The sequence below is a fragment of the Nonlabens sp. SCSIO 43208 genome (assembly GCF_050703575.1).
Classification (GTDB): Bacteria; Bacteroidota; Bacteroidia; order Flavobacteriales; family Flavobacteriaceae; genus Nonlabens; species Nonlabens tegetincola.
In genome coordinates this window covers 2,607,938-2,630,949 of sequence record NZ_CP065365.1, presented here as the reverse complement: position 1 = coordinate 2,630,949, position 23,012 = coordinate 2,607,938, and the positions used below count along the sequence as shown (strand labels likewise).

General features: G+C 37.0%; 37 protein-coding genes. 36 read left to right on the top strand and 1 reads right to left on the bottom strand.

Annotated elements, in window-relative coordinates:
• Positions 1 to 15: 15 nt before the first annotated feature.
• The 17 genes from I5168_RS12115 to I5168_RS12035 all read left to right on the top strand — a co-directional run bounded on the left by I5168_RS12115 (position 16) and on the right by I5168_RS12035 (position 8,701).
• Positions 16 to 465, top strand: a complete 450-nt coding sequence (locus I5168_RS12115) for a P27 family phage terminase small subunit (protein ID WP_431471939.1) — start codon at positions 16 to 18, stop codon at positions 463 to 465.
• A 3-nt stretch (positions 466 to 468) separates the two neighbouring features.
• A complete protein-coding gene (locus I5168_RS12110; RefSeq protein ID WP_431471938.1) occupies positions 469 to 2,178 on the top strand; it encodes a terminase large subunit in 1,710 nt (569 codons plus the stop codon).
• 10 nt (positions 2,179 to 2,188) lie between these two features.
• A complete protein-coding gene (locus tag I5168_RS12105; protein WP_431471937.1) occupies positions 2,189 to 2,365 on the top strand; it encodes a hypothetical protein in 177 nt (58 codons plus the stop codon).
• Positions 2,366 to 2,367: 2 nt separating this feature from the next.
• A complete protein-coding gene (locus tag I5168_RS12100) occupies positions 2,368 to 2,613 on the top strand; it encodes a hypothetical protein (RefSeq protein WP_431471936.1) in 246 nt (81 codons plus the stop codon).
• A 2-nt stretch (positions 2,614 to 2,615) separates the two neighbouring features.
• Positions 2,616 to 3,488, top strand: coding sequence for a phosphoadenosine phosphosulfate reductase family protein (locus I5168_RS12095; protein WP_431471935.1), 873 nt, complete (start codon positions 2,616 to 2,618; stop codon positions 3,486 to 3,488).
• 101 nt (positions 3,489 to 3,589) lie between these two features.
• The gene (locus tag I5168_RS12090) at positions 3,590 to 3,814 is read left to right on the top strand and encodes a hypothetical protein (RefSeq protein ID WP_431471934.1); all 225 of its coding nucleotides are present in this window, start codon (positions 3,590 to 3,592) and stop codon (positions 3,812 to 3,814) included.
• A gap of 46 nt (positions 3,815 to 3,860) precedes the next feature.
• On the top strand, positions 3,861 to 4,598 hold the full coding sequence (locus I5168_RS12085; RefSeq protein WP_431471933.1) for an HNH endonuclease signature motif containing protein: 738 nt from the start codon (positions 3,861 to 3,863) through the stop codon (positions 4,596 to 4,598).
• The gene (locus I5168_RS12080) at positions 4,585 to 5,196 is read left to right on the top strand and encodes a hypothetical protein (RefSeq protein ID WP_431471932.1); all 612 of its coding nucleotides are present in this window, start codon (positions 4,585 to 4,587) and stop codon (positions 5,194 to 5,196) included. The genes I5168_RS12085 and I5168_RS12080 overlap by 14 nt, the downstream gene beginning before the upstream one ends.
• A 13-nt stretch (positions 5,197 to 5,209) precedes the next feature.
• Positions 5,210 to 5,572 (top strand): hypothetical protein, encoded by a 363-nt coding sequence (locus I5168_RS12075; protein WP_431471931.1) that lies wholly within the window; start codon positions 5,210 to 5,212, stop codon positions 5,570 to 5,572.
• A gap of 4 nt (positions 5,573 to 5,576) precedes the next feature.
• A complete protein-coding gene (locus I5168_RS12070) occupies positions 5,577 to 5,903 on the top strand; it encodes a hypothetical protein (protein WP_431471930.1) in 327 nt (108 codons plus the stop codon).
• A complete protein-coding gene (locus tag I5168_RS12065) occupies positions 5,900 to 6,121 on the top strand; it encodes a hypothetical protein (protein WP_431471929.1) in 222 nt (73 codons plus the stop codon). Before I5168_RS12070 ends, I5168_RS12065 begins: the two co-directional genes overlap by 4 nt.
• 4 nt (positions 6,122 to 6,125) lie before the next feature.
• Positions 6,126 to 6,329 (top strand): hypothetical protein, encoded by a 204-nt coding sequence (locus tag I5168_RS12060; RefSeq protein ID WP_431471928.1) that lies wholly within the window; start codon positions 6,126 to 6,128, stop codon positions 6,327 to 6,329.
• Between the two features lie 15 nt (positions 6,330 to 6,344).
• Positions 6,345 to 6,584 (top strand): hypothetical protein, encoded by a 240-nt coding sequence (locus I5168_RS12055; protein WP_431471927.1) that lies wholly within the window; start codon positions 6,345 to 6,347, stop codon positions 6,582 to 6,584.
• Positions 6,585 to 6,936: 352 nt separating this feature from the next.
• Positions 6,937 to 7,164: a hypothetical protein gene (locus I5168_RS12050; RefSeq protein WP_431471926.1), complete on the top strand. Its 228-nt coding sequence runs from the start codon at positions 6,937 to 6,939 to the stop codon at positions 7,162 to 7,164.
• Positions 7,165 to 7,619: 455 nt separating this feature from the next.
• A complete protein-coding gene (locus I5168_RS12045; RefSeq protein ID WP_431471925.1) occupies positions 7,620 to 7,937 on the top strand; it encodes a hypothetical protein in 318 nt (105 codons plus the stop codon).
• A 208-nt stretch (positions 7,938 to 8,145) separates the two neighbouring features.
• Positions 8,146 to 8,328 carry a hypothetical protein gene (locus I5168_RS12040; RefSeq protein ID WP_431471924.1) on the top strand — a complete coding sequence of 61 codons (183 nt, stop codon included), beginning with the start codon at positions 8,146 to 8,148 and terminating at the stop codon, positions 8,326 to 8,328.
• 76 nt (positions 8,329 to 8,404) lie between these two features.
• Positions 8,405 to 8,701 (top strand): hypothetical protein, encoded by a 297-nt coding sequence (locus I5168_RS12035; protein ID WP_431471923.1) that lies wholly within the window; start codon positions 8,405 to 8,407, stop codon positions 8,699 to 8,701.
• A 246-nt stretch (positions 8,702 to 8,947) separates the two neighbouring features.
• On the opposite strand, the gene I5168_RS12030 is transcribed toward I5168_RS12035, so the two are convergent.
• A complete protein-coding gene (locus I5168_RS12030; protein ID WP_431471922.1) occupies positions 8,948 to 9,280 on the bottom strand; it encodes a hypothetical protein in 333 nt (110 codons plus the stop codon).
• Positions 9,281 to 9,762: 482 nt separating this feature from the next.
• On the opposite strand from I5168_RS12030, the gene I5168_RS12025 reads away from it, so the two are divergent.
• The 19 genes from I5168_RS12025 to I5168_RS11935 all read left to right on the top strand — a co-directional run bounded on the left by I5168_RS12025 (position 9,763) and on the right by I5168_RS11935 (position 22,912).
• A complete protein-coding gene (locus tag I5168_RS12025) occupies positions 9,763 to 10,008 on the top strand; it encodes a hypothetical protein (RefSeq protein ID WP_431471921.1) in 246 nt (81 codons plus the stop codon).
• Positions 10,009 to 10,096: 88 nt separating this feature from the next.
• Positions 10,097 to 10,414, top strand: coding sequence for a hypothetical protein (locus I5168_RS12020; RefSeq protein ID WP_431471920.1), 318 nt, complete (start codon positions 10,097 to 10,099; stop codon positions 10,412 to 10,414).
• Positions 10,415 to 10,459: 45 nt separating this feature from the next.
• Positions 10,460 to 10,768, top strand: a complete 309-nt coding sequence (locus I5168_RS12015) for a hypothetical protein (RefSeq protein WP_431471919.1) — start codon at positions 10,460 to 10,462, stop codon at positions 10,766 to 10,768.
• A 13-nt stretch (positions 10,769 to 10,781) separates the two neighbouring features.
• Positions 10,782 to 10,925, top strand: coding sequence for a hypothetical protein (locus I5168_RS12010; RefSeq protein WP_431471918.1), 144 nt, complete (start codon positions 10,782 to 10,784; stop codon positions 10,923 to 10,925).
• The gene (locus I5168_RS12005; protein WP_431471917.1) at positions 10,906 to 11,121 is read left to right on the top strand and encodes a hypothetical protein; all 216 of its coding nucleotides are present in this window, start codon (positions 10,906 to 10,908) and stop codon (positions 11,119 to 11,121) included. The genes I5168_RS12010 and I5168_RS12005 overlap by 20 nt, the downstream gene beginning before the upstream one ends.
• Before the next feature lie 280 nt (positions 11,122 to 11,401).
• Complete coding sequence (locus I5168_RS12000) at positions 11,402 to 12,619, top strand: phage portal protein (RefSeq protein ID WP_431471916.1); 1,218 nt, start codon at positions 11,402 to 11,404, stop codon at positions 12,617 to 12,619.
• The gene (locus I5168_RS11995; protein WP_431471915.1) at positions 12,612 to 13,220 is read left to right on the top strand and encodes an HK97 family phage prohead protease; all 609 of its coding nucleotides are present in this window, start codon (positions 12,612 to 12,614) and stop codon (positions 13,218 to 13,220) included. The genes I5168_RS12000 and I5168_RS11995 overlap by 8 nt, the downstream gene beginning before the upstream one ends.
• 1 nt (position 13,221) lies before the next feature.
• Positions 13,222 to 14,550 (top strand): phage major capsid protein, encoded by a 1,329-nt coding sequence (locus tag I5168_RS11990; RefSeq protein WP_431471914.1) that lies wholly within the window; start codon positions 13,222 to 13,224, stop codon positions 14,548 to 14,550.
• 80 nt (positions 14,551 to 14,630) lie between these two features.
• The gene (locus I5168_RS11985; RefSeq protein ID WP_431471913.1) at positions 14,631 to 14,858 is read left to right on the top strand and encodes a hypothetical protein; all 228 of its coding nucleotides are present in this window, start codon (positions 14,631 to 14,633) and stop codon (positions 14,856 to 14,858) included.
• A gap of 4 nt (positions 14,859 to 14,862) precedes the next feature.
• A complete protein-coding gene (locus I5168_RS11980; RefSeq protein WP_431471912.1) occupies positions 14,863 to 15,411 on the top strand; it encodes a head-tail connector protein in 549 nt (182 codons plus the stop codon).
• 3 nt (positions 15,412 to 15,414) lie between these two features.
• On the top strand, positions 15,415 to 15,759 hold the full coding sequence (locus I5168_RS11975; protein WP_431471911.1) for a phage head completion protein: 345 nt from the start codon (positions 15,415 to 15,417) through the stop codon (positions 15,757 to 15,759).
• Positions 15,752 to 16,222, top strand: a complete 471-nt coding sequence (locus I5168_RS11970; protein WP_431471910.1) for an HK97-gp10 family putative phage morphogenesis protein — start codon at positions 15,752 to 15,754, stop codon at positions 16,220 to 16,222. Before I5168_RS11975 ends, I5168_RS11970 begins: the two co-directional genes overlap by 8 nt.
• Positions 16,212 to 16,568 (top strand): hypothetical protein, encoded by a 357-nt coding sequence (locus tag I5168_RS11965; protein WP_431471909.1) that lies wholly within the window; start codon positions 16,212 to 16,214, stop codon positions 16,566 to 16,568. Before I5168_RS11970 ends, I5168_RS11965 begins: the two co-directional genes overlap by 11 nt.
• 2 nt (positions 16,569 to 16,570) lie before the next feature.
• Positions 16,571 to 17,002 (top strand): phage tail tube protein, encoded by a 432-nt coding sequence (locus tag I5168_RS11960; RefSeq protein WP_431471908.1) that lies wholly within the window; start codon positions 16,571 to 16,573, stop codon positions 17,000 to 17,002.
• Positions 17,003 to 17,004: 2 nt separating this feature from the next.
• Complete coding sequence (locus I5168_RS11955) at positions 17,005 to 17,388, top strand: hypothetical protein (protein ID WP_431471907.1); 384 nt, start codon at positions 17,005 to 17,007, stop codon at positions 17,386 to 17,388.
• Positions 17,389 to 17,549: 161 nt separating this feature from the next.
• A complete protein-coding gene (locus I5168_RS11950) occupies positions 17,550 to 17,714 on the top strand; it encodes a hypothetical protein (RefSeq protein ID WP_431471906.1) in 165 nt (54 codons plus the stop codon).
• On the top strand, positions 17,707 to 19,992 hold the full coding sequence (locus I5168_RS11945; protein WP_431471905.1) for a phage tail length tape measure family protein: 2,286 nt from the start codon (positions 17,707 to 17,709) through the stop codon (positions 19,990 to 19,992). The genes I5168_RS11950 and I5168_RS11945 overlap by 8 nt, the downstream gene beginning before the upstream one ends.
• Entirely contained in the window at positions 19,989 to 22,331 is a 2,343-nt protein-coding gene (locus I5168_RS11940) for a hypothetical protein (RefSeq protein WP_431471904.1), read from the top strand. Before I5168_RS11945 ends, I5168_RS11940 begins: the two co-directional genes overlap by 4 nt.
• Positions 22,331 to 22,912: a hypothetical protein gene (locus I5168_RS11935; protein WP_431471903.1), complete on the top strand. Its 582-nt coding sequence runs from the start codon at positions 22,331 to 22,333 to the stop codon at positions 22,910 to 22,912. The genes I5168_RS11940 and I5168_RS11935 overlap by 1 nt, the downstream gene beginning before the upstream one ends.
• Positions 22,913 to 23,012 lie beyond the last annotated feature (100 nt).

Sequence of the window (23,012 nt, the reverse complement as noted above, 5' to 3'; positions counted from 1 at the left end):
CTTAAGTCTAGAGTTATGGAAAAAATAAAAAACACAGTTAAGCCGATTGCAAAAAATCAGCAGTACAAAAAAGTACCAGCTGCACCGGTGTACTTATCACCTAGTGCTAAAAAGCACTGGAAGCAAGTTGCAAAAATCTTGATAGATGCAGAAGTGCTTAAGCCTACTCACTTAACAGGTCTAGAAGTACTTGTTGATGCAAAAGCTCAGTTTGAATATGCGGTGAGAGCTATTCAGAAATCAAATCGCAAAAAAGCAGGATCTGGTTACATCCAGCAATTCAGCACCGGTGCAAAAAATATTTCAGTAGAGCAAACACTTAAGCGCGATGCTATTAAAACAATGATGCAGTGCCTTAAGCAATTTGGATTAGATCCAAAATCAGAAAAGGAATTGAATACTGAGCCTAGCAATCAATTGAATCTGTTTGATGGCATCATGAAAGAATTAAAGAAAACCAGCTAAAAAATGAAACTCACAAAAGAAATAAAACAATCTATTCCATACCAGTATGCAATGAGTGTTGCTGCAGGTGATATTCCTACTGGCAAAATGATGAAGCTAGTGGTAGATCGTTTTTTTAGCTGGATCAAAACAGCGCAAAAAGACGGCTACTACCTGGACCACGAAAACGGAATGATGGTGATTAATTTCTTTAAAACTTGCCTTAATCACACACAAGGTAAACTAGCTGGCCAACCATTTGTACTAGCGCCATTCCAGCAATTCTGTTTGTACAATGTATTCGCTTGGAAAAACAAGAAAACCGACCTGCGACGTATATCAACTGTGTATGATAAGCGCGCCAAAAAGAATGGAAAAACTGCAGAAATGGCTGGTGTTGCATTATTTATGATGTCATTTGAAAATGAAAGCAGTTCACAAGTTTACGTGGGTGCCACTAAAGAAGAACAAGCAAAGCTATGTTGGAAACAAGCCAAAGACTTTATAGATCACACAAGATCAAATCCAGTATTGCGCAGTCTAGGTTTTGAAACAAAACAACGCGAGATAATATTTAAACCACTTAATTCAGTGATGATGCCACTAGGTGGTGACAGTAAAACCCAAGACGGTATATCTGCGCACCTATCAATAATTGATGAATATCACGCACACCGCGACGATTCAGTAAAAGAAAACTTAGAATCATCCAGTGTAATGCGACAACAACCTATCACATATCACATCACTACCGCTGGTGCATCCATTGGTTCAGTGTGTTATGAGTACGAGCAGGTGTGTAAAGATATTTTAATAGGTCTTAAAGAAGATGATCACACATGGATTATGATTCATGATCTAGATGAAGGCGATGACTGGCAAGATGAAACCAACTGGTACAAGGCAAATCCACTCCTAGGGCAAGGCCTATCCGTTAAAAACCTGCGTGCCGAATTCACAAAAGCACAAAACCAACCATCAAAGGTCCCTAATTTCAAAACAAAACACCTCAATATGTGGGTGAATTCCATGACCTCATTCTTTACCGATGAAGAATGGATGGGTAAAGGTAACGATGCCACATTCAGTGACGACGTTTTTAAAGAATTAGGCTGTGTACTAGCGCTGGACCTTTCAACTAATAAAGACCTTACAGCACTTAGTGCAGTAAGCTATCCAGATGAAAACGGAGTGCGCTATCACAAGGCGCTGCACTTTTGCCCTAAAAAAACAATCCTGCTGCGCAGTAAAGAAGATGGAATACCATACCAATCATTTGCAGATGAAGGACTAATCATACCAACACCAGGCGATAGAGTAGACTACACAGTAGTAGAGCGATATGCAACACAGTGGTATGAAGAACTAGGAGCCGATGCTCTAGAGATTGACAGCTGGAATGCAAACAGTGTAGATGAAAACCTAACCAACAAAGGACTGCTAGTACGTGAATTTGCACAAAACATACGTCACATGAATGTACCGTGTAAAACCTTTGAAAATCTAGTCCTAGATGGCAAGTGGCGCCATGGTGGCAACAGGTTACTGCGATGGCAAATAGGTGGATTGGTGGCAAAAATTGACCTTAACGAAAACCTAAAATTTGATAAAAAAGACAGCCGTCGCAGGATTGACGGCATCATAAGCGGTGTGATGGCACTAGGTGGCACCATGACACCGGTAGATACTAGCAACCTCAGTAAGTACAACGACGCAAATCAAATCCAATTCTAAAACCACAACTATGAGCACAGCAAGTAAAGTAAAGCAGTTTATGCAATCACAAGGTTACACAAACAACACCAGTAACTACGGCATCAAGCAAAACCACGATGTAGCAGGCACCTGGAACTACAAAAAACCATCAGTCATGCTATCAGAGTTTTTGAATTTCATGAATACACAACCAGAAAATTCATAACCATGCACAATATACAGTTACAACTCACGCACCACGAGCAACAAGCGCACGAGCAGGCACTAGAAGAAATGAAGTCAAACCACTTTACCATAGAACAAGTTGCGCAAAGCTTCAATAACAAAAAGCATCACATCATCCTTGCATTTAAAAACCTCAATGACATCTACGACTACGGCTATCTAGTACGCATGAAACAAGTAGAAATACTTAATGATACATTGTTTAATGCTAATGATTTAGATATATAGATATGGTTGATTATAAGGAAAAATTAAGATGGAGTGAATCGCTAGCAAAAAGGATAATCAAAGATGTAAATCCTTATGCTGTAATTGTTGGATTGACAACAGGTTTTGATAGTAATGTTGCTTTAAAATTGGCTACCATGTTTTTTAAAGTTGATGCAGCTTTCACTTGTGATACAACAATTGCTGCACCAGAAACACTAGCAAACTGTGAAAAAGTGGCTAAAGAAGTTTATGGTTTAAAATGGATATGTAAAGCACCACCATACAACGGTAAAAAAGAAAACAAAGACACATATTTTGAGGTAGTTAAACAGCACGGATTCCCAGGTAAAACAAAAACAGCTCATAATTGGATGTATAGATGGTTAAAGGATCATACTGTTAGTTCAATAATATCAAATATTAGAAAAGGAAAGCACAATAGGCCTATTGTTATAATAAGTGGTGCAAGAAAATACGAGAGTGTAAGAAGAATGGGGACCAGTGAAGATGTTACTGTTATAGGTAATAATATATGGGTTAACATATGTAATGAATGGACAAATAGTGAAGTTCATGCTTTTGCAGAAGATAATAAGCTTAGTAAATACAGATCACCTATATCAAAAGCAATAGGAATGAGTGGTGAATGTTTCTGTGGTTGTTTTGCTGGCAAAGGTGAATTAAACGAAATAAAAATAGCAAGCCCATCTACTCATCAAAAATTAGTGGACATTCAAAAATGGTTAACTGCTCATACAGAATTCAGTTGGGGATATGAAGAAAGTCCACCTAAACAATGGATTTTAGAGAAACATGGACAAACAAATATGTTCAGTATCTCAAATATGATTATGTGTAGTACTTGTATGAATAATCAATCAGTTTTACAATAGTTACCCCTATTCAACACCAGTGAGTTAGAGTAAATGTATAATTAAAAAGTAAGAAAAATCGTTAATTGTGGCGTAATAATCAATTAAAAAACCCTTGAATTATGAATCAACCAGTAACATTTGAAACCTATAAGCGAGTTTGCCAGTTAGCAACAAGAACTGGCTTCATGAAAGCCTATTACCAGGCATTGCCACAGTACGACACCTTCAAACAAACCTTTGAAGCCATCAACAACGAGTACTACCAGCACTTTAATGAATACCGCTATAGTGATTACAAAGCATTTCAAAAAGCCTACTCAAAATACATGCGCCGTGATAAATAACAAACCAACCATACAAGAACAATATATACTAGACAATTACCTCAGTATGTCAGTAAGTACGCTTTCGCGAAAGCTGAATAAATCACGCACCTATGTACGCAATAGATTCCTCAAGTACAAACTACAAGTAAGTGAACAACAGCAAAAACGCATACTAGCACAAGAACGCGAGCACAGAAGTAAATGGACACCACAAATGATCCAGTATTTAAAACAAAACTATCTAGAACTACCGCAAAAAACACTAGCACGCCATATAGGGATAAGCGCGCCAGCAGTAGGTAACAAGATGAAACAATTAAACCTTCACATACCACAAGAAATAAAGGACCAGCGCAAGCAACAATCCTATTTCAAAAAAGGGCACATATCCCATAATAAAGGAGTGCCCATGGATCAATGGATCTCACCAGAAGGTAAAAAAGCCATCCAGGCTACACAGTTTAAAAAAGGTAACAAGCCGCACAATACAAAACATAATGGCGCCATAGTAGAACGACCAGACAATACTGGTAAAACCTACCTATACATACGAATATCAAAAAGCAATTGGGAACTATTACAACGCCACGTTTACCGCACACAAGTAGGACCACTGCAAGATGATGAAGTAGTACGATTTATTGACGGCAACACCTACAACTGTAAACCAGAAAACCTAGAAAAAGTAAGCCAAAAAGAAAACATGCTGCGCAACTCCATCAATAGATACGGACCAGAAATGGCCAAAGCACAGCGCACACTAGCCAAACTTAAAAAGCACCTACACCATGAAGAAACTTAAAAACATAGAGGAATACAAATGGAAACACTTCAATGATGAGCAACAAGAGATAGTGCGCGATGTAGTACTACATGATTTCTTTCACCATCAAGATAATACAGACAGTGCAATAGCGCACCGCACAAAATTACCCTACTACGTAGTGTTTAGAGTGTTAAACATCTACATTATAAGAGAAACAAACCTTAAAAAATTAAAAGCAAAATATAAAACTATGGATATTCATAATTTAAACCAGAAACTACACCAGCTATTTGATGACGTAAAAGCAGGTAAAGTAGAAACCAAAACAGCCAACACACTTGTGCAAATATCAAATTCAATAGTCACAAGCAGTAAGCTGCAGCTAGATGCTATTAAAACTCAAGATAAAATAGGAACAGTACCGGCAGGAATACTAGAAGAACAACCACAAAAACCAGTACTAGCCGATGGTTTAGTAAAACAAATAGCAGGCAGCGCAAGTAGTGGAGTACTATCAGAAAACGAGTACGCAAAACACCTAGGATTCGATGATAGACTACACGCTATTAGAACCCTAAAAGCAAAGCCATTTGAAAACAAGTACAACGATTACCTAAAAAATCAAGCATCATAATACCACAGAAACCATGAAAGCAAACGAATTAAGAATAGGGAATTACGTTAAATGTTTAAACGAGTCAAGACAGATTCTAGGTGTAACCAAACATAATGGAACAAATGAAACTGAATTGCATTATGCCGAGTTTAAAGGATTGTTTCCTATGAAATTATTTCATTTAAAACCTATCCTAATATCATTTCAATGGTTAAATGATTTAAGGTTTAAAAAATACCCTAAACATTGGGGATTGCATAAAGGTAGTGTTTGTTTCCACGAAAACAATGTTTTTTATAAAGGTGTTGATATAGGTGTGAAAGTTAAATACGTTCACGAGTTACAAAATTTATACTTTGCTTTAACTGGTAAAGAACTAGAAATTAAAAACTAAAACCATGAAAGAAAACTTAGACCTTATCCTAAATCATGTTTTAAATACTGTATTAATCAATAAGAATGATTTAAGAAAAGCACCAAACAGTAATAAGATAGGAAAGTTTGTTAACTCCTATGTTCAGTATCTAGGTAATATCAATTTATCAGATACGAATCCAGCAACAATGCAAGAAATTCTAAACAACTATAAACCAAATACCATGACCATCACACACGACCACGACAACAGCAAGTTTGAAGAACACAAACTATTTGATTGTCCTAGACAATCCTACGGCAACTGCAGCTGCACCACACAATGTGAAAACAACAATCCAGAATTATGACACCACAGCAAGTAAAAAACCTAGGTTACCAGCACATAAAATCCTATGATCACGATGCCTACAATACTGATCGCTTTCAAAAAGGAGTGATACAAGTAGAATTTACCTACCACACCGCTAGCCAGCAATTAGAAACAGTAGACATCACCATTGATGAAGTAATAGGAAAAGAAGTAACCTTTAACCAACTCAAGCAAATAGATAACATACTTAACTAGCGCTATGAATATAATAAACGCACTTATCATCCTTACTGTTACCATAGTGATATGCATGCTTATAAGCCTATTATTTATGTGGGATTTCATAGCAGCACACTGGTTGCGCCAGGCACTAGTAATACTATACATACTGGCCATGCTAGCCATAGGAATCAAAGTATCACTAGCAAACCTATACATCAACAATCCACCAGAAAACAAATAATTGAAAAGCTTAATCATGAAATATACTCTTGAAAATACAATGAAAGCAAAAAGCAGTTTGATAGAAAACGGCTTTAAAGAAGATGATTTTTATCCTGCAAATGAAATGGATGTAGAGTGTGGCAGAATAAAAGGTGAACCAGTTATTAAAAAAGATGAAGATGGTAAAACTGCTTTTGAGCTATGGTCTGAAAAGCTTTTTTGGGATGAAAACGAGGATAGTTATTTAAAATATTGGACTCATAATGGCGTATAAACTAAAACCAGTTAGATGTGAAAATTGCAAATACTGGACTAGAGATAAAAATTACAAGACAGAAGGTATTTGTAGTAAAGATGGCAGAGTAAGTAGAGAGTTTCATGTTTGCAATTTGTTACCTACCAACGAAGATAGAAGAAATGCGAAAATACACAAGTACGCATAATTTTTATAGCGTAGGGATATGGCCGCAGGCAAATTGTCCTGTAACGGCTTTGTATAAAAATTGAAGCCGTAAACAAACGATAAACATTGAATTAGAAACTAATTATTAAACAAGCAAAAGCTTTAAAATTAAGCACCTTAACAGGCTTTTGTTTTTATACTTTGTTAGGGTGCGTTATTTAAAATGGAAGATAAATTGCAAGAAATATTAAATGATAGTGAAGAAACTATCGAAAGATACGAACACCAAGTAAAGGATTTAGAAAATAAGATTAGCTTTTACTCACAGCACAAACTTGAAGAAGAGCTTAGAATAACTCGAATAAAACACGATTGCTTAAATATGGCAATTTATAGGTGGCGAAAACAACAAACAGCTTTAATAGACTTACTTAATGCGTGGAACTCATAATGCACCCTAACGGTCAGGGTATATCTTTCTGGATGGCGCAGCCATACAAAGTGAAAGATTGCTGCGGCATCTAGAAGATAAGCTTTGTTAATGAGCAGTGAACTAAATTAAACAACTAATTAAGTAAATATGAAAAATAATTTGAATAAGCCGAAGCATACCCTGACCGTTAAGGAGAATGAGCAGGGCGAGAACATTTGTAATTACTGTCTTGAAAAAGTAGAAAAACTACCTGACGGAATTTATTGTGAATCTTGTATAACAAAATACTCTTGACACAAATGTGTAGCAATGCGTGCCTTTAGGACATTCTCCTTAACGGCTACTTGTAAGAATAGTAGCCGATTTTGAAACACTAACTTGTCAAATTACAACAAATATTGAACATAGATAATAGCTTAAATAAACCGCTTAACTCGGCTATTATTTTTACAAATTGTTAGGCAACGTTAATTATGATTTACATAACATACAAGTCTAATTCATTTGATAATGGCACTTATATAAATAATGTTTGGGAAAGTCAATATCAGGATTTAGAACAAGCTTATAAAACATTTTTAAAGAGAGAAGCCGATAAAATTGGAGCTACTATAAATCCACATTGGGGGAATTTAATGAACCACAAAGACCATCACAAAACACTTTCGGATAAAGAATATAAAGAGCTTGATAAGAAATGGCGAAAGTTTATCAGAATGTGGAATTTTGATAAGTTTATTGCAGAAAAAGGGAAAGGGCATAAATTGAAATACACTACGATTATGCGCTAATGTTGCCTAACGGTCAGGGCATATCTTTCTGGATGGCGCAGCCAGACAGGGTGAAAGATTGCTGCGGCATCTTGAATATAAGCTTTGTTGTGTGGAGTTACCACAAGGCAGGAAACTAATTAACCAAATAAACAATAACATCCCAATGCCGTAGCATGCCCTGACCGTTGTGGGGAATGAGCGTTGCGGGAGTCTTAAATATTTTGATATGGAAACGAAAAAAGTAAAATGGGAATTCAGAATAAGAACCGATAAATTCTATTGGTTTCATTATGCAAGATCATTGCATTCTTACACAGACACCAATGAGGTAACTTATCATTTCAGGTTCTTATGGTGGTATCTACAAATTAATAAGGTTGGTAGAACTGTTCTTAAAAAATATTTATAGCGTAGCAATGCGACCCTTGTGGTCATTCCCCACAACGGAAATAGATATAAATTGATTTTAAAACGATTAAATAAAAATGGAAATAAAAGAAGCAATACAAGTACTAAAAGACCATAATTTATGGCGAAAAGGTAAAGATGAAACAATACAAATGACAAACCCTAAAAAATTAGGAATTGCCATTGATACAGTAGTAAATGAGTTTGAAAATTTGTTTATATCTGGTGTTAGTGATAGTTCTATGGACTTTATAAGATATAATACTGAAGACCTTAAAAACGCTTATAGAAAAGGTGAAAAAGGAAAAACATATCACTTAAAAGGTCGTGGAGTTATACTACCTAGTAGCTATGAAGATGTCAATGGATGTTAGAATTATCACTAACGCTCGCGGATATGATTTGTTGCGGATTTCGAGCCATGTCAAGAGTTTACTCTTGTAAATGGTAGTAGAAATAGGAGTAACAAACGCTTAAAAAAAACCAATTGCGATAGCAATAATTCATATCCATAGTTATCTGCGGTAAAATATGAATAATTATGACAGAAAAAGAATTTGATAAAAGATTTCGATTTATTACTGAGTACGGTCTTGATACTATAGAAAGTTATAATAAAACTAAGGCTTTTCATTGTAGTGTTTCAATTCCTCTAGAAAAAAATCTTGATTCTCTGGAAAATACTTCTTGATAAAATCCTCTCTTTCATTTTCATTTTGTTGAAGAATTACAATACTAGCAAATTGCGCTAATTCCATATGACCTTTTTGTAATGTTTCAGAATAGAATTCTTGAATTGGTTTAGTGGATTCTTTAATTAAATAATCAGATAACTCTTTGAATTTATCACTATCATATATGACTTTACTTATTTCAAAAGACAACCGTTCATCTCTCATTTCAACGTATTTTTTAACTTCATCTACCTTGAATATTTCGGTAAAGACTTTCATTGAGTTTATGATTTCTTTTTGCTTATTTATTTGTGTTTTTTGAATAAAGAAAACTATTAGATATATTAATGTGTATATTCCAATTATAACTATTGTTAGAGTGTTGTCCATAAAGTTTAATTCTAATCAATGCGCAGCATTGAAAGGTTTTTTTAAACGTTATCCGCGAGCGTTATCTGTGATTAGTGTTACAGGTGAAACGTAGTTTCGTAACACGTATCCGAAAACCGAAAGCAACAAGCGTAGCGTAGTTGCTGAGGTTGAGGTTATCGCAGATAACGGGCAGCGTATAAGGTTTGTGGATGCGCAGCATACACGTAGAAACCGATTGAGCTGCGCATCTATGAACTTTATACTTTGTTATGTATAGTAGTTATCGAATAAGAAAAAAAGAAAATAAATATTAACTCACGATTGCCGATGCGTAGCCATTACGCTGCCCGTTATGCTACAATAGCAATCTTTTAAACTATTAAAAAATTATGAAACAAGCTATTCAAGTAAGAACAAACCTTTATTATATCAAGGATGAAAAAGAAAATTTTGAAAAGATTAATGAGATAATTGTATTGTGTCACAAACACACATATAAATTAAACAATCAGTCTCAGATAGTTAGGGAAAGTGGTATTGAAGAATTAAGGTTTACGATAACTCAGGAAAATGCAAAAGCCTTTATGGAAACTTTTCAAAATATTCTTGATGCTGATGAAAAAGACCTTAGTTAATTTTTTACTGGTTTGATTGCGTGCCTCGATGGCTATTGTAGCATAACGGACGAGTGTATGAATAGTTTTTAACCTTAAATAATAAACAATGACTGAATTTGAAAAATACTTAAAGCTTGAAATTGAGCAAGTAGAGAAAGACCAAAAATTAGAAGATACCGAATATAGGCAAGGAAAAAAGTACGCTTACTATACTGCTTTAAATGCCTTTAAAAAATTATTTATACACGGTGTTGTAGGGTCTAAAGACGTACAGTTAATGCGTGATGCACTCCTTAAATCTCGTGAAGATACTGCAAGAGTTAGGGAACACACTGCTATTAAGCAGACCTTAGAAATATACTGTGACCTCGATGAATTACCGACTGTTGAAGAAGTGCTTGAACGAATAGGAAGAAAGCATTAATTGCCTACAACAACAATTCAACCGCAACTTTCAACACAAATAACTATGGACCAACATATTAAACTAATTAAAAGACTCAAAGATGATACCTTCTTAAAAATGAAAGTAAAAGAAGGTATCATATTAGATACCAGGCTTAATATTGTAACCTGTATCAATAACAGGAGATTCAATAAAATCACTCAAATAGACATGAGTAAGTGGTGTAAAGTATCAATAGCAACCATTAAAAGGTTTGAGCAGCTGCAAGTAGACAGCCTATCATTATACTTAAAATACATGTACCTGCTTTATGATCTCAATGGTAGAAAACAACAAAAACCACCTAAATACCTCTATTACAAGAACTCTTAATTAAATACAAACTATGACATCATTATCAAACGTTCAAAAAGCAATTAAACAATTAAATAAAGCTGCTAGTCAATTGGTTAAAAGCAAGCATTATAAAAATTTAAATAAATCAATCGAAAAACTAAAAGCATTAAGTAATGAACATCCAAGAGATTAAAAAACTAGCTAAACAAAGCGCAGATAATAATGAAATAGATTCTTCAAAAGATGAATGGCATTCGCATTATTATGGTTTTATTTTTGGTATGCAAGAAGCTTTTAAAGTTATACAGTGTGGCGTTAACAAAGATATAGATAACCACCCAATTGAAGGAGTAAACGAATTTATGTCAACAGACATAGATAGTGAATAATAACCTTAAAACACTTACTAATAGTCGTAAAAAATTGATCAAGTTTTTATACTTCTCCAGCTTTTTTAAAAGGTAGTCCTGCATATTAAAACTTTTGAGTTTCAAGTAAATCTGTTTCATAAACTAAATCTTTTGTCGATTCATATATAAAACGCAAAAACACCCTTATCTGTTTATGAAACTTATGAACATAAACATTCCTCACAACAACTCCATAACATAACGACAACGCAACCAAGCCTTAAACCTAATATTGTGTCATTCATAGTTAGATTGATTGATGAAATTAGGAAGCGCATTCATGTTGGTTGGTAATAATGCAACATCCACTACTAGATCACACAGTAGTGGATGGTTTCCTAATCTATTTGCTACAACTCCATCTGCACAAGCAGTAAGCGCCACCAGTGCGCTTACTGTTTCTGCTTTCTATAACGGTGTAGATCAAATATCAAACGACCTTGCCAAAATACCATTCCAGGTATACAAAAAAACAAACCAAGGCCGTTCACGTGATCGCAACCATCCAGTAGATAAACTTATATCCTCAAACCCATCACCACTCATGACCAGCTTTACACTACGCAAAATGCTAGTGCAAAGTGCAATCGTAAAAGGTGACGGCTTTGCAGTAATCATACGTAACAACGCTGGCCGTCCAGTAGAAATACGATACACTGATTACTACGACGTGCACAAAGTATTCAAGTACGATAACGACATCTGGTATAGTGTAAAAGGATATAAAAATCCACTACCTAGTAGTGAAATGATTCATATACAAGGCTACAGCGACAACGGCCTGCGTGGTTGCAGCGTGATACAATACGCAGCAGCTTCACTAGGGATAAGCATCAATGCACAAGCCTTTGCCAGTAAGTCCTACGACAACAAGGCAATTTCTACCGGAGTACTAGAAACCGATAAAGAAATAAAGACTACCAATAAACCATTGGTAGCATCTGCATTTGCAAGCGCAATGCAAGAACCTACCACCTATAGAACAGCAGTACTGGATGAAGGGATGAAGTACAAGCGTATTTCACTCACACCAGCTGAACTGCAATTCATAGAAACACATAAAAACGGAGTAGTAGAAGTAGCACGCTGGTTAAACATCGCGCCACAAAAACTTAAAGACATGGACGGTGCATCATACAACGCACTAGAATTTGTGTCAATACAGCACGTGTCAGACTGTATACAGCCATGGGCAGTAAAAATACAGCAAGAATGTGATCGCAAACTATTCACACCAGTTGAACAAGCAACAACCTACACCGCATTCAAGTACAACGCATTAATGCAAACTGATGCAAAGTCACGAGCAGACTATTACAGCAAGTCCATCATGATGGGTTGGCAAACACAAAACGAGGTGCGCACGCTAGAAGATCTCAATACAATAGATGGTCATGACCAGCTACTCACACCAGTAAACACACAATCACAGGAGCAAATTCAAGCAGCCCTACAAAATACAAACAGCGATGGATAAACAAATAAACATCACACAACACCGTATGGTGCAAGTGCGCAATGTGGATACCAGTCCAGAAAATCGCACCTATGAATTCATAATATCAAGTGAATCACCAGACAGTTACGGTACAGTATTCACCGCAGCAGGTTGGGACATGACACGATACGCCAGCAATCCAGTAGTATGCTGGAACCACCGCAGCCACAGCGACGATCCAGACGATGTAGTAGGGACCAGTGAAGTATTTCGCGATGGTGACCAGTGGATAGGACGAGTAACCCTAGAAACAGGTAATAAAAAAGCCGATAAGTTAAAACGCAAGATAGACAACGGCACCATACGCGGTGCAAGCGTTGGCGCACTAGTGCATGAAGGTGAATGGGGTGATAAAGAGCGCGGTCAGGATCCAGATACTTTGTATTTCACACGTCAAGAATTGATAGAGTGGTCCATCGTGAGCGCACCATCAAATCCAGATGCTGTTAAACGTAACCGTGAGAATATAGATACCGCTTTCGCGAAAGCGCAATCACAACCACAACAACCACAAGAGCAAACAGTGAGAAAACTCGATGAGTTTGAAGCTGTCTATTTATATAATAAAAACAATTCGTAAAATGAAAAAATCTGTCATTTTAAAACAACAACGTGCTGCAAAAGTAACAGCACAAGGACAACTCATCGAGGCCAGAAATGCAACTGCAAATGGTACATTCACAGATGAGCAACAAACGCAATTTAGAACACTAGAACAAGAAATCACTGATCTAGATACTCAAATTGCAAATGAAGAAGCTATTGAAGCTGCACAAGCACGTGCCGCTGCACAAGCTGCAGACACCGCACCAGCTATTCCAGGTGGTAGACAAGAGCGTGGTGAGCAAGCAGAAAAGCGTGATATTCAAAAACGTGCCAGCATCCTTAAAGCAATTCGTGACCGTTCAAACGGTAAACAATTAGAAGGAGCAGAAAAGGAATTAGATGCTATTGGTCGTGAGGACAACCGTAATGCAAAGGTGGATACACCTAACAATGCAGCTATCGTTGTACCTATGATTCAACGTGCAGACCAGCAAACTGTAACACAAGATTCAGGTAACTATGGTGGTCAATTAGTGCAAGATCAGGCACCACGCGTGCAAGATCCATTCATGCCTAGATTATTTCTTGAAGATTTAGGAGCTACTGTGTTAACAGGTTTAACCGGTGGAGATATTCCAATGCCTAATGCGCAAAATTTCAACTTTGAATGGTTGGCAGAAGGTGCAAAAGCTTCAAAGCAAAAACAAACCTTCACAGGTCCATCATTATCTCCTAAACGTGCTAGTACAAATGTAGGTGTGTCAAATCAATTGATCATGCAAACATCTGGATCGGCAGAAGAGATAATCAGAAGATTGTTAAGACAAGGTGCAGCGCGCATTATGAATGCTGCAGCAATTAATGGTGCTGGTGGTGTTGCTCCTTTGGGTGTGTTAAATACATCAGGAGTTAAAGAAGGTACAGGAACAAGCGCACAAGCGTTAACTCACGCGCTAGCTGTTGAACTTAGAAAGCTTATCAATGCAGAAGATGCTACAAGTATAAGCCGTGGTTGGATTATGCACCCATTAGTGCAAGCAGCTGCAGAGTTGATTAAGAAAGATGCTGGATCTGGCCGTTTCTTACTAGAGCCAGGAGCAGACACATTCATGGGTGAAAAATTTGTTTCAACTACACTAGTACCTACACTAGATGCTTCTGGTACTGATGTTTACCCATTAATCTATGGTGATTTCTCACAATTATTTGTTGGTCAATGGGGTGCAATGTCACTAGTAGTTGATCCATATACCGATGCAGATGCTGATAGTATTAGGCTTATACCTAATCTACACGCTGGTGTTGCAATTGCAAAGCCTGATGCGTTTGCTAAAAACGAGTTTATTTCAGAAGCTACTTCATAGTAGTAGGGTTTATTTAGTTAAGAAGGAAAAAGCCGCTGTAACGGCGGCTTTTTTTAAAATCTAATTTAAAAATTTATATCATGTCTACACCTAAAGAAGTGGCAGAAAACAAAGTTGAAACAACTAAGCAAGCTGCAAAATCTACACCTAAAACAGCTAAAAAGAAATCAGTTAAAATGGTAAACGTAGTGCCATTAGTTCCTTTAGCTGGTAAATATAATGTAGCATCAAAACTGGGTAAACCAGTAAAAATGGAAGCTAAACAAGCAGAACTTGCAATTGATGCAGGTGATGTAAAAAAAGCATAACACCATGCAATTCACAGTAGATCCATTAGATTCAGACAGATACTGCACACTAGCAGCAGCAAAAAAACACCTGCGTATTGAAGCAGATTATACCATTGATGATGATCACATCACAGATAGTATTGAAAGCGCAGCTGCACAAGTAGAAAATTACTGCAATGTTTTATTTGGTACACGTGATTTCACAGTAGAAACCGCACAACTAGCCAATAAAATAGAACTACCAGTATATCCAGTACAGTCTATTACGTCTATAATCTATCAAGATGAAAATGGTGATGAACAAACAATGAGTGATAGTGATTACAGGTTGTTTCAACTAGATCAACAAAGAGTTACTAGCATACATTTTATAGGTAATATTCCATCACTACAAGCTAATAATCCTACCGCAGTAACCATTACAGGTGTGTGTGGATTGGGTAAAGTACCAGGTGATGTAAAAAAAGCCGTAAAACTATTAATAGGTGATAGTGATACCTATCGTGAGGACAGGCAACTAGCAGGCACAGACCGTGCAGTAAGCAAGTTACTCAGGCCTTATAAGTATTAAAACATGGTAAAGCAGTACACAGAACAGCCATTCATTGGTCAACTGGACCACAGGATAGCTATATACCAAAACACGACAATCGACACCAGTACAGGTGAAGATGAAGAAAGTGAGGTGTTGCTGTGTAACGCAATGGCACAATACAAGGATAGGAGTGATACACTTACACAAGATGACAAAGTACTTCATGTAAACACACGTGAGTACATCATACGCTACAGGCAAGATGTGTATGATAATAGATTGTCGCTAGTAGTAAGAATTGATAACAGTGATTATCGAGTGTACAGTGTGGTTGAAATGGGCCGCAATAAGTTCTTAAAAATAACCTGCACATTACATGAGTAAGTCACTAGTAGAAATAGAAGGTTTTGACCAGCTGCGCCAGCAAATATCTAGACTAGGTAAGGACAGTTTAAAGCGTCGTGAAATGCTCAAGATATTAAGGCAAAGCGCCAAAGCAACTGTAAGAGCTGCAAAGCGTGAAGCTCCTGTAAGTGCAGCGCCACACCTAGTAAGTGGTAGGCGTACACGCAAGGTAATACAGCCAGGTAACCTTAAGAAAAGTATAGGGAACATCACTGGTAGGTCAAAAACAGTACCTACTATTTATGTAGGAGCAAGAGCAAAGCGCAACCACGATGGCTGGTACGCACATTTTGTACATGGTGGTACACGATCTGGTATACAGCCCAATCCTTTTATGGATCGAGCGTACAACCAGACAAAAGGACAAGTCACTCCAGACCTAGAACAAAAAGTCGCACGATACGTGCAAAAACAAATAAACAAATTAAGAAATGCTACTTAAGGATAGTCAGGACATACATGCGTTATTGGTAGATATGAACAACACAGTGGCTGATGGTAAGTTCACAAAGTTCTATCCACTAGTTGGTGGGGTAAAGGCTGTAGAGCCTTTTGCAACCTATACGATAGTACAAACCAGTGATCCTACAAAGGATAGAATGCGCCAGTATACAGGTGATTTCACAGTAGTAGCACAAACCTATAATGATGCAGCAGCGTTGACTGAACTGCTGCAATCATATTTTGGAGCTGTAAAAGGCTTTTATTTTCAGTCCGGCACACCGGTATATAACGATGAACAAGATCGCTGTGTTGTAGTAACAACGTATAATTTTAAAATGATATAGCCATGGCGGTATATGATGGTAGTGATTTAAGATTCACACTTAATGGTAAGACTGTTTACCACGCTACAAACTGTTCAATTACAGTAAGTAGAGCGCTTAAAGAACGCGCAACAAAGGACACTAATGGAACTGAGGTTGCAAAAGGTATTAAATCATGGTCAGGATCTGGTGAAGGTCTTGCAGTGATGGAATTGCCAGCTGGTGTGACTACATCACAAGCCTTTGAAGATCTGTTTGATGCCTACAATGATGATACAGATGCACTTGTAGATGTAGAATTAACACTAGGTGCAACAGGAGCAACAGGTGATACTTACTACAAGGGTAAGGCTATTATTACAGAGCTTAGTTTAAACGCTCCTAATGAGGAAGATGCAACAGCAAGTTTCTCTATCACTGGTAGCGGTGTGCTAGAAAAAGATACTGTAGCATAATTATGACAGCCGGGACGTTGTTCATAGAAGTGCAAGGCACTCGCTATGGTTTAAAATTTGGATATGCTGTACTCAGGCAGTTAGGAGTTCTTTTAAAAGTTAACGATTTGCAAGAGGTCTTTTCACGTCTCGGTAAGTTGGGCGAGCTGGCAAACGGTAAGCTCAACTTTGAGTCGTTAGATCTTATAGGTGATATAGCACTAGCATCAATACTAGCAAGTGATTCACAGGCCACACTATCACGTGAGGATTTAATCACGCATTTCCTAGCTCATAATGATGATATGATGCAAGTCATCAACCAGTTTGTAGCAAGTATGCCACAGGCAGCTACAAGTAAGCAACCTGCTCCAAAAAAAAAGAAAACCACCAGGAACAAGAAATAGTCACCTGGGACACATTAGAAAGGCTGTGTGGTGAGATTGGTTTACCGCTGTGTGAGTTTTACCAGTACACACCACGTGCTTTCTTTAATTATTTAGAAGGTGTACGCTTTCGCGAAAGCGAGAACGCAAAACTACTTCTAGAAAACCACAGGCGCGAGTGCATGTACATGATACTACCGCACTACGACAGCAAAAAGAACGGTAAACTGAAACCACAGGATATATTAAAATTTACGTGGGATGAGCAACCGGAGCAAGAAAAAAGCACAAAACCTTCCATCTGGGATCGTATAGGACCGATGGCAAAACAAGTAGATAATGGCTAGTTTAGCACAGATTAATATAAAATTTGCAGCCGATCTCAAACAGTTCTCTACACAGATGCAGAATGCACAACGCAGCATCACAAAAATGGGTAGAAAGCTGCAAAGTGTAGGTAAAGGATTATCAATAGGAGTTACGGCTCCTATTGTTGCATTAGGTACTGCCAGTGTTATAGCCTTTGACAAACAAGCCAAAGCAATAGCACAGGTAGAAGCTGGTTTAAAATCTACTGGTAACGCTGCAAATAAAACCAGTGAACAACTGCAAGCCATGGCATCGCAGTTGCAAAACACCTCATTATTTGGTGATGAGGAAATTTTAAAAGATGTTACCGCACAGCTGCTTACTTTTACAAACATTGCTGGCGCACAATTTGACCGCACGCAACAAGCTGCGCTTGATCTAGCCACTAGGTTAGATGGTGATTTAAAAAGTGCATCCATACAGTTAGGTAAGGCCTTAAATGATCCAATAGCAAACTTAAGTGCGCTTTCTAGATCTGGTATACAATTCTCAAACGAGCAAAAGGCTCTTATTAAATCACTAGTAGAAACTAATCGCCTGGCCGATGCTCAAACAATCATCCTTGATGAATTAGAGAAACAATATGGTGGTGCTGCACAAGCTGCTGCGCGTGCTGGTACTGGGCCATTAAAACAGTTACAAAACACACTAGGAGATTTAAGTGAACAATTTGGTGAAATTATAAGTGAAGCCATACTGCCACTGGTTGACTACTTAAAGAATCTAGCTGATAGATTTTCAAAACTAGATAAAAGCACAAAGAAAACTATAGTTGTTATAGCAGCTCTTGCTGCTGCAGTAGGACCGTTATTAGTGACATTAGGTTTTATGATGACATCTGTAATACCTGGTTTAATTACATCCTTTACAACTTTAACCACAGTAATATCTGCAAATCCTTTTGGAGCTGCTGCAGTAGCAGTTGGTTTATTGTTAAGTGCTTTTATTGCATTAAACGCAGGTACAAAAGAAGTTATAGTGCAGCAAAGTGCACTAGCAGAAGTAAGAAAACAGGCAGCTGATAGTATTGCAAAAGAACGTGCTAATCTAGAGCGATTATTAATCGTTGCACGTGATGAAAAGGTAAGTAAGGAACAGCGTTTAAAAGCTATTAAAGAAATTAACGCTATATCACCAAAGTATTTAGGTGATCTTACTCTAGAAACTATAAACACTAATAAAGCAAAGGATGCGATAGAAGCTTATAATGAAGCTTTATTGCAAACGGCTAGAGTAAAAGCAGCTCAACAAAAGTTAGTTGAGATTGAGAAAAAAATTATTAATACTGAGGTTTCATCTGCTCAAACAAGAGTTGATATTGCTAAACTTACTGAACAGCAATTTAGACTACAAAATGATGCTAGAAAAACAAATATTGATCTAGTTAATGAGCAGAAAAAAGCAGTAGAAACTTTTGATAAAGTTATAGAAGCTGGAACTGCAAGCCTAGTAAAACAGCGTAATGCTTTAATTGAGATTATTCGTGAAGGTGAAAAATTCAGTTTAGGTAATGAAAAAGCAACTAAAACAGTTAAAGATTTAACTAGCGCAGTAAATGATTTTGATCCTAAAAAATTAAAAATACAAGCTCCTGAAATAATTGTTCCAGAGATACAAAGACCAAATGCAGATGCGCCACTAGAACTTGTAACACAGGAAGATGTAGATGTATTTGATGAGCGACTGGCACAAATGCAAGCAAACGCAGCGCAGTTTGCAGAAGAACTAGCACCAATAATGGAAACCGCTGCAGAAGGTTTTGCAGTTGGTTTTGGTCAATTGTTAGGTCAGGCAGCACAAGGTGGTAACTTCTTACAAGGTTTTTTCACTTTGTTTGTAGATACACTTGCTACGGTAGCAATTCAAGTAGGTAAAACGGCAATAGGAATAGGTATTGCAGTTGATGGTATTAAAGCAGCTTTAAAATCCTTAAGTGGTCCAGTAGCTATTGCGGCTGGTGTTGCTCTTGTGGCGCTAGGTACGCTAGCTAAAAGTGCGTTATCTAGCATTGCAGATGGTGGTCCTACACCTTTTGCAAATGGTGGTATTGTAAGCGGTCCAGTTAATGCACTAGTAGGTGAATACGCTGGTGCACGCAACAATCCAGAAGTGATTGCACCATTAGATAAATTACAAAGGTTGTTAGGACCTATGGGTGGTGGCACAACTGTAATTGAAGGTGAGTTTGTACTACGTGGTAACGATCTAGTACGAGTAATAAAGAGACAAGAAAATAGAGATAGCCGCACACGATGATTCCAGCAAGTAACTTAACGATCACTATTGTAAATACTGCGGTAAATAATATGCCGCTAGATGAAGAATTTGCACAAAAAGGTACACTAGAACTTAAATGGAATGGTGGTGATGATAGGCACCAGTATATGATGCCTAGTGAGCTTAATTTTTCAATGGAAGTGATAGATGCTCAAGATCTAGCTTTTAAACATCTTTTTACCGGTAATGAAAAACAATATCAAGTAGTAATCACTAATGAAAATAGTGATGTGATATGGCGCGGTCATCTATTACCAGAACAGTATGAAGAACCTTATGAACATAAAATACTCTATGTTAACTTCACAGCAACTGATGGACTGGCAAGATTAAAAGGTAAGCGATTACCTGGTGAATTGTATAAAGGTAGACATAGTGTAATTACAATTATTAACGAGTGTTTAAAGCAAACCAATCTAGAGTTGCCCTTGTATTTTTCACCAGCGATAAGAAATGATTTTGCAGCCGTTGGAACGGATTACACTAAGATATTTGTCGATGGTGGTACGTACCTGGGAACGAGTAATAAACCAGATGATTGTTATAAAATCCTAGAAGGATTGCTAGAAACTTTAGGTTGTAGCCTTTTCACGTACCAGGATAAATGGTTTATAACCGCGCACAATGCTTATGAGTTTGATGCTTTTTCTTCAAACTTAATACAGTATTACGTGTATGATGATGGTGAGTTTACTGGATTTGAAGATATGTTTATCAATCCAGATGTAGTGAATTTTGAAGCTACTCCACAAGTAAGTCTATTACCACCATTAAAGAAGGTAACTGTTAACTGGCCAGTAGATGAACCAGAAAACATATTGCCTGATGATATTATACAACAACCGTATGAAACCAATCTACAGTGGCAAAATCCACCAGCTATAAAATATTGGTCACGCAGTCAAGGTTACATGGGATTGAGACAAGAACCGCTAGGTGAACGACGATTACCAGATAATATAAGTGTGTGGAGTGCAGGAAATTTATCATTAAGTGATGATGAAGTAGCACGACGTCGTAATATGGTGAGCAGTGAACAGTATGTGGTAATGACACAAAATGGTATTGTGGTACAAGATAACCGCAACCATTATATGGAGTTATCGCAACCAGTGTACTTAAAAAGTGTGCCTGATTACATAAGCTTTAGCATCACACTAGTAGGTATTTTTAATTTCATTGATAATAGTGGACCGTTTCCTGCACTAGACGAGACTTTGTATGGTAATGATAATCTTAATTATGCGATACTCTATGATGGTCAAATGATCATAAGTAATCATCCAGATTATATCAATAGAGATGCATATCTATTAGATATCAATTTTGAAGGTGGTAGCGTGAATAATGCTGCTAATCCTAAACGTATTGTAGGTAGTTTGTCTATTGAGGACTTACAACTACCATATCCTGGTGGTGAATTACAATTGCGTATTTACAGTGGTGCTGGTGGTAATATTAACAATAACAATATTTACATAGATACAGTAGGTATGCGCAATTTGCGTATAATTTACACAGCAGATAAGGAGCAAGTAACAACAGTTAGCAGAGATATAGACTGGACCACTGAAATTGAAATAGATACTATTCATGGTGGTAATGTAAATGATTTAAGTATCTCACACTTTACGCTAGATGCTACTGATAATTTACTAGCAAATTACACAGAATATACTCCAATAGGTTCAAGAGAATTAACTACTGGATATGTACCACCGTATACCACTAATCAATACATAGAAGTTTCACAAGCTGATTACAACGCGCTAGAAACGGCTGTAAATGATGGTAAAGAGTTGTATGGTATTATTACTGATACTTTTAACTATACCCAAATTAGAACTAGTTATCCTGCGAGTTTTCCCATGTTTAGAATAGTAGGTAATCAATACTACGTATATCTAGAATATGTAGATGGTAGGGTATTTAATTACTATGTACTTGCTGGTGATGTTATTAAAGATCAATTATTTATTTACAATCAAACTACTGCACAAACAAATATACCTCGTGAGTTTAGAGAGTTGTGGAGTCGTTCAAATATAGACACCTTAAACGAAAATAAGCGCTATACTGCGGTGCGTGCGCAACTAGTTCATGACACACAACCAGCTGCGCTAGTTAAAATAGATGCTAGTGTTTTTGGGTTGTTAGATCCATGGACCATGTTGCAGTATAACATTGATGGTGTTAAAAGGTTTATTACCACTGATTTATCACTACAACTGGATGAGGGAATGAGTCAAGTGACAATGGTAGAAAATATATATCAACCAGATGTAGAGACTACTACAACCATAATAAATGAAGAATAATGGCTACAATTAAAATAGCAACTTTAAGAAACCATGTGCGTGTTGATCAAGATTTTATTGATGATGCAACAGCAGCTGGTGATGTGTTGCAAGTTGAAGTGATTAATGGTTATCTGGGTGAAGCACCGGTACTTGTTGATTATGATAGTTTATCAGGTATGTATCAAAAGGCTATTAAAGATAGTATTGATGTAGCTACCTATCAAAATGAAGATCCGGCCAAAGTATTTAAAGTAAGTTTTGATGGAACCACGCACACGCTGGATGGTTATGTAAGAACAGGTATACCTAGTTCTGGAACAGCTCTTACTTCAAGTGATGAGCTTATTGTTGTATTTACCATTGCATGGTTTAATGGTTTAAATAATCAACTAGAATTGCCATTAACTATTGCAGCTGGGCAAGCCTTACAATCTACTGAAACAGATGTGCTTGCTACCTATGGAATCACAGTAAGTGGGAACAGTGATAGTTTTTCTGTATCAACAACCACACCTTATAAATTGAATGCAGCAGCGCCTTTGGCTGCTAGTGATTACGTGATTGTACGTGATTATGATATTAATACAATTTACCAGTAGTATGCCGCAAGATAATGAGATACATAAGATAGAATTTAGAGTGCCACAGTACAATCTGTATATAGATGAAGGAGTGTATAAGGCAAATACGTATGAAAAT